General features: G+C 72.5%; 5 protein-coding genes. All 5 read right to left on the bottom strand.

Going from position 1 to position 5,984, the window contains the following annotated elements; all coding sequences use genetic code 11:
* Nucleotides 1-35 precede the first annotated feature (35 nt).
* Nucleotides 36-977 (bottom strand): bifunctional riboflavin kinase/FAD synthetase, encoded by a 942-nt coding sequence (locus tag DVH02_RS30070; RefSeq protein WP_114627012.1) that lies wholly within the window; start codon nt 975-977, stop codon nt 36-38.
* A 268-nt stretch (nt 978-1,245) separates the two neighbouring features.
* Nucleotides 1,246-2,145 carry a tRNA pseudouridine(55) synthase TruB gene (gene truB / locus DVH02_RS30065; RefSeq protein ID WP_114627011.1) on the bottom strand — a complete coding sequence of 300 codons (900 nt, stop codon included), beginning with the start codon at nt 2,143-2,145 and terminating at the stop codon, nt 1,246-1,248.
* Nucleotides 2,142-2,612 (bottom strand): 30S ribosome-binding factor RbfA, encoded by a 471-nt coding sequence (rbfA, locus tag DVH02_RS30060; protein ID WP_114627010.1) that lies wholly within the window; start codon nt 2,610-2,612, stop codon nt 2,142-2,144. The genes truB and rbfA overlap by 4 nt, the downstream gene beginning before the upstream one ends.
* A gap of 72 nt (nt 2,613-2,684) precedes the next feature.
* Nucleotides 2,685-2,978, bottom strand: a complete 294-nt coding sequence (locus DVH02_RS30055; RefSeq protein WP_114627013.1) for a DUF503 domain-containing protein — start codon at nt 2,976-2,978, stop codon at nt 2,685-2,687.
* Nucleotides 2,979-3,115: 137 nt separating this feature from the next.
* A partial coding sequence (infB, locus tag DVH02_RS30050; protein WP_114627009.1) for a translation initiation factor IF-2 occupies nt 3,116-5,984 on the bottom strand: 2,869 nt, incomplete at its 5' end.

The raw sequence follows: 5,984 nt of genomic DNA, 5'->3' as shown, positions 1-5,984 counted from the left end.
GGACGACGTGAAACGGGCGCGGACGCGGCCCACGCCTACGCCTCCGTCAGCGCCCGCGCCCGTTTCACGTCGTCCGCCATGGCTTCCAGCAGCCCCTCGATCGAGTCGAACTTCCGCTGCCCGCGCACGTACGCCTGGAAGTCGACCGTCACGTGCAGCCCGTACAGGTCCAGGCCCACGCGGTCGATCGCGTACGCCTCGACGGTCCGTTCCGTGCCGTCGAACTGCGGGTTCGTGCCGACGGAGATCGCCGCCGGCATGCGTTCGCCGTCGGCCGTGAGCCAGCCCGCGTACACGCCGTCCGCCGGGATCGCGGTGTGCGGGAGGGTCTCGACGTTGGCCGTCGGGAAGCCCAGTTCGCGCCCGCGCTGGGCGCCCCGTACCACCACGCCCTCGACACGGTGCGGCCGGCCGAGGATCTCCGCCGCGCCCGCGACGTCGCCCTCGGCGACCAGCCTGCGGGTGAGCGTGGAGGAGAACGGCTCGCCGCCGCCCGCCTCGCCGGAGACGTGCAGGTCGATGACCTCGACCTCGTAGTCGTAGGTGGGGCCCAGGTCGGCGAGGACGCCGACGTTGCCCGCCGCCCGGTGGCCGAAGCGGAAGTTGGGGCCCTCGATGACGGCACGGGCGTGCAGCTTGTCGACGAGCACCTTGACGATGAAGTCGGCGGGCGAGAGCTTCGAGAAGGCGACGGTGAACGGCAGGATCAGCAGCGCGTCCACGCCCAGGTCCGCCATCAGTTCGGCACGCCGGTGGTGCGGGGCGAGCAGGGGCGGGTGGCTGCCGGGGCGGACGACCTCGCTGGGGTGCGGGTCGAAGGTCACGACGACGGACGGGACGCGCAGCTCCCGCGCCCGCTCCACCGCCCGGCCGATGATCAGCTGGTGTCCTCGGTGCACCCCGTCGTAGGAACCGATGGTGACGACGCTGCGCCCCCAGTCCTGGGGGATGTCCTCCAAGCCACGCCAGCGCTGCACTGTGACCGCTCCTCGCCCGAACCCTTGTACGTGAGATTTCCCGTTGCGCAGCTCTAAGACTGCCATGCCCGGCGCCCACCGCCCTCACCGGCACCGGCGAACCCCGCCCGGACGGTGGGTGAGCCGGGCACGCCACCCGTGCGCCCGCCGGACACTCCGTGCGCCCGGCCGACGGGGTGACCGAGGGGGGCGAGGTGGACAGATCTCTGTCGGAGGGGGCCTGTGGAGCGGGCAGGTACGCCTGCCCGCTCCACAGGAGGGGTCCCGGTCAGCCGAAGACCGCGAGGCTCTTCGCCTTGCCGTGCTGCTCCTCGACGAGCGCCACGAAGCGCCCTTCGGGGTCGTACGCGGCGACGGGAGTGGTGGCGAACGACGGTATGTCGAGCCGTACGCCGTTGACCAGCAGCTTGGCGCGCTTCTCGTCGACGTCCCAGCGCGCGAACGCGGCCGCGGCGGCGTCGGCGACCGGCATGACGGTCAGCTCCTCCTGGAGCTGGTCGAGCGTCTTCGCGGCGTCCAGCGCGTACGGGCCCACCCGGGTCCTGCGCAGCGCGGTGAGATGGCCCCCGACGCCGAGCCCGGCGCCCAGGTCGCGGGCGAGGGCGCGGATGTACGTACCGGACGAGCAGACGACGGAGACGATCAGGTCGAGGACCGGGGTGCCGTCGTCGGCGACGGCCTCGCGGACGTCGTACAGCCGGAAGGACGAGATGGTCACCGGCCGGGCCGGGATCTCGAACTCCTCGCCGCCGCGTACCCGCGCGTAGGACCGCTTGCCGTCGATCTTGATGGCGCTGACCTTGGAGGGCACCTGCATGAGGGGGCCGGTCAGGGCCGCGATCCCGGCGTCGATGGCCTCGCGCCGCACGGCGGAGGCGTCGGTGGCGGAGGTGATCTCGCCCTCGGCGTCGTCCGTGACGGTGTCCTGGCCGAGCCTGATCGTGCCGAGGTACTCCTTCTCGGTCAGCGCGAGGTGGCCGAGGAGTTTCGTGGCCCGTTCCACGCCGAGGACGAGGACGCCGGTGGCCATGGGGTCGAGGGTGCCGGCGTGGCCGACGCGCCGGGTTCTGGCGATCCCGCGCATCTTGGCGACGACGTCGTGCGAAGTGAAGCCCGACGGCTTGTCCACGATGACAAGCCCGTCGGGCGTCCTGTTCTGCTGAGTCATTCCGAGGCAGCGCCGTCCGTGCGGTCGGTCTCGTCGTCCGTGTCGGCCTCGTCGTCCTTGCGGTACGGGTCGGCCCCGGCCGCGTACGTCTTGCCGGTCGACACCTCACGCACCTCCGCGTCCTTGGCGCGCGCCTTGTCGAGGAGGTCCTCGATGGTGCGCGCGTTGTCCGGGAGGGCGTCGGGGACGAACGCCAGGGTGGGCGTGAAGCGGACGCCGGTCTGCCGGCCCACCTCGGAGCGGAGCACGCCCTTGGCGCTCTCCAGCGCGGCGGCCGAGGCCGCGCGCTCCTCGTCGTCGCCGTAGACCGTGTAGAAGACCGTGGCCTCCCGCAGATCACCGGTGACGCGGGCGTCCGTGATGGTCACGAAGCCGAGTCGCGGGTCCTTGATACGCCGGTCCAGGGTCTCCGCGACCACGACCTGGATGCGATCGGCCAGCTTGCGGGCCCGCGCGTTGTCGGTCACCGGTCCGTCACTCTTCCTTCTGGGTTTCTTGTCGTGCAGGTCAGTCTTGTCGCCCGGTCGGCGCGCGGCCGGTCAGTCGTCGGGGCCGTAAAGCCGCCGCCGTACGGACAGCAGCTCCACCTCGGGCCGGCCGGCCACCACGCGTTCGCAGCGGTCGAGCACGTCCGTGAGGTGCTCCCAGTCGCCGGACACCACCGCGAGGCCGATCTCGGTCCTGCGGTGGAGGTCCTGGTCACCGGTCTCCGCCACGCTGACCGCGAATTTCCGGTGCAGTTCGGCGACGATCGGCCGGACGACGGAGCGTTTCTCCTTCAACGACCGTACGTCGCCGAGGAGGAGGTCGAAGGACAGAGTCCCCACATACATGGATGTCCGGATGTCCCGCCGGTACGGGTTCGGATGTCCGCCGGTGCTCGGCGGAGGCATCAGAACCGTACCCGCAACGGCCGGGGCCGATCGACGGATTTTCGTCCCGTCGACCGGCCCCGGACGGCAGATGTACGTCAGCCTCGCGGCTTCTCGCGCATCTCGTACGTCGCGATGACGTCGTCGATCTTGATGTCGTTGAAGTTTCCGAGGTTGATACCGCCCTCGAAGCCTTCGCGGATCTCGGTGACGTCGTCCTTGAAGCGGCGCAGACCCTGGATGTTGAGGTCCTCCGCGATGACCTTGCCGTCGCGGATGAGCCGGGCCTTGGTGTTGCGCTTGACCTCGCCGGAGCGGATGAGAACACCCGCGATGTTGCCCAGCTTGGACGAGCGGAAGATCTCGCGGATCTCCGCCGTACCCAGCTCGACCTCTTCGTACTCCGGCTTGAGCATGCCCTTGAGGGCCGCTTCGATCTCCTCGATCGCCTGGTAGATGACCGAGTAGTAGCGGACGTCCACGCCTTCGCGGTCGGCCATCTGCGCGGCACGACCGGCGGCGCGCACATTGAAGCCGATCACGATGGCGTCGGAGCCCATGGCCAGGTCGATGTCCGACTCGGTCACGGCACCCACACCGCGGTGCAGGACGCGGATGTCCACCTCTTCGCCGACGTCGAGCTGGAGCAGCGAGGACTCGAGGGCCTCCACCGAACCGGACGCGTCGCCCTTGATGATGAGGTTGAGTTCCTGCACCAGACCGGCCTTGAGGGCCTCGTCCAGGTTCTCCAGGGAGAACCGGACGCCCCTGCGGGCGAACGCCGCGTTCCGCTCACGGGCGGCGCGCTTCTCGGCGATCTGCCGGGCGGTGCGGTCCTCGTCGACGACGAGGAAGTTGTCACCGGCGCCGGGGACGTTGGTGAGACCCAGGACCAGGACGGGCGTCGAGGGCGTCGCCACGTCGACGTTGTTGCCGTTGTCGTCGAGCATCGCCCGGACCCGGCCGTACGCGTCACCGGCGACCATCGTGTCGCCGACGCGCAGCGTGCCGCGCTGGACGAGCACGGTGGCGACGGCGCCGCGACCGCGGTCGAGGTGGGCCTCGATGGCGATACCCTGCGCGTCCTGCTCCGGGTTGGCCCGCAGGTCGAGCGAGGCGTCCGCGGTGAGGACCACGGCCTCCAGCAGGCTGTCGATGTTCAGACCCTGCTTGGCGGAGATGTCGACGAACATGGTGTCGCCGCCGTACTCCTCGGCCACCAGCCCGAACTCGGTGAGCTGACCGCGCACCTTGGTCGGGTCGGCGCCCTCGACGTCGATCTTGTTGACCGCGACCACGATCGGCACGTCGGCCGCCTTGGCGTGGTTCAGCGCCTCGATCGTCTGGGGCATCACACCGTCGTTGGCCGCGACCACGAGGATCGCGATGTCGGTGGACTTGGCACCACGGGCACGCATGGCGGTGAACGCCTCGTGACCCGGGGTGTCGATGAAGGTGATCTTGCGCTCGTCACCGTTGACCTCGGTGGCGACCTGGTACGCGCCGATGTGCTGCGTGATACCGCCGGCCTCGCCCGCGACGACGTTCGTCTTGCGGATCGCGTCCAGCAGCCGGGTCTTACCGTGGTCGACGTGACCCATGACGGTCACGACCGGCGGACGGGAGACGAGTGCTTCCTCGCCGCCCTCGTCCTCGCCGAACTCGATGTCGAAGGACTCGAGCAGCTCGCGGTCCTCCTCCTCGGGGCTGACGATCTCGACGACGTAGTTCATCTCACCGGCGAGGACCTGGAGGGTCTCGTCGGAGACGGACTGCGTGGCCGTGACCATCTCGCCGAGGTTCATCATCACGGCGACGAGCGACGCCGGGTTGGCGTTGATCTTCTCCGCGAAGTCGGTGAGCGAGGCACCGCGCGACAGCCGGACCGTCTGGCCCTGGCCGCGCGGCAGCATCACGCCGCCTACCGACGGGGCCTGCATGGCCTCGTACTCCTGGCGCCTCTGCCGCTTCGACTTGCGGCCACGACGGGCGGGCCCGCCGGGACGGCCGAAGGCGCCCTGTGTGCCACCGCGGCCACCGGGACCACCCGGACGTCCGCCGAAGCCGGGACGGCCACCGCCGCCACCGAAGCCACCGCCGCCGGGACGGCCCGGAGCGCCGCCGCCACCGCCGGGGCGACCGGCGAAGCCGCCACCGCCACCGCCGCCGGGACGGCCCGCGAAGCCGCCGCCGCCACCGGGACGACCGCCACCGGCACCGGCCGGACGGCCGGGACCACCGGGACCGCGGCCACCGCCGGGGCCACCGCCGGGACGCGGGCCGGCAGCGGGACGCTGCGGCATCATGCCCGGGTTGGGACGGTTACCACCGGGGCCACCGCCGGGACCCGCGGCCCTGGGGGCCTGCGGACGCGGCATGCCGCCGGGGGACGGACGACCGCCACCGGACTGACCGCCGGGACCGGCCTGGGGGCGGGGACCGCCACCCTGGCCCGCACCCTGCGGACGCGGGCCGGGGGCACCGGGGCCGCCGGGACGCGGGGCGCCGCCGGGACGGGGCGCCTGGGGGCGCGCCATGCCGGTCGAGCCGCCCGAGGTGAAGGGGTTGTTGCCCGGACGCGGGCCCGCGGGGCGGGCGCCGGGACGCGGGGCCTGGCCGGGGCGCGCGCCGCCGGAGCGGCCGCCCTGACGCTGGTCGCCACGCTGTTCGCCGCGCTGGTCACCCTGGCGCTGGTCGCCCTGGCCGCCCGTGGGGCGGGCCGAGGGACGCGGGCCGGGGGTGGCACCGGGCCGGGGACCGGCGGCCGGGGCCGACGGAGGCGCGGTGAACTCCGGGACGGACGGCGCCGCGGGCGCCGGCTTGGCGGCCGGTGCGGGCCGCGGGGCCGGTGCCGGACGCGGGCCGGGGGTCGGCGCCGCGGCGGGGGTGCCGTTGCTCTTGGGAGCCTCGGCGGCGGCCGGCTTGGGGGCCGGGACGCCGGGCTTCGGGGCAGCGGGACGTGCCGCC

It is taken from the genome of Streptomyces corynorhini (assembly GCF_003346515.1).
GTDB classification, from domain to species: domain Bacteria; phylum Actinomycetota; class Actinomycetes; order Streptomycetales; family Streptomycetaceae; genus Streptomyces; species Streptomyces corynorhini.
Note: the sequence above shows the minus strand (reverse complement) of the source record. Positions and strands in the feature narration are given on the sequence as shown.